The sequence below is a fragment of the Kitasatospora phosalacinea genome (assembly GCF_030268885.1).
GTDB lineage: Bacteria > Actinomycetota > Actinomycetes > Streptomycetales > Streptomycetaceae > Kitasatospora > Kitasatospora phosalacinea_C.
Genome location: NZ_BSSA01000156.1, coordinates 1 through 255, shown reverse-complemented (window position 1 = coordinate 255; position 255 = coordinate 1). Strand labels below are relative to the sequence as shown.

Sequence of the window (255 nt, the reverse complement as noted above, 5' to 3'; positions counted from 1 at the left end):
TCAAGGCCCGCACCCAAGCCATGAACCAGATTCGCGGTCTGCTCGTCTCCGCGCCGGCGACCCTGCGCGAGCAGGTCGCCGGCCTGCACCGCGCGGAACTGATACGAACGCTGGCCCGTCTGCGACCCGGCGACGACCTCGCGGTCCCGTTGGCCGCGACCCGCGCGGCACTGCGGCGGCTGGCCCGCCGCCATCAGGCGATGGACGACGAGGTCACCGAGCTCGACATCCAAATCGGCCCGCTGGTCAAGAAGG

General features: G+C 71.4%; 1 pseudogene. It reads left to right on the top strand.

The window, feature by feature from the left end:
- Nucleotides 1–20: 20 nt before the first annotated feature.
- Nucleotides 21–255: pseudogene (locus QSK52_RS39360) on the top strand (IS110 family transposase); the annotation flags it as partial.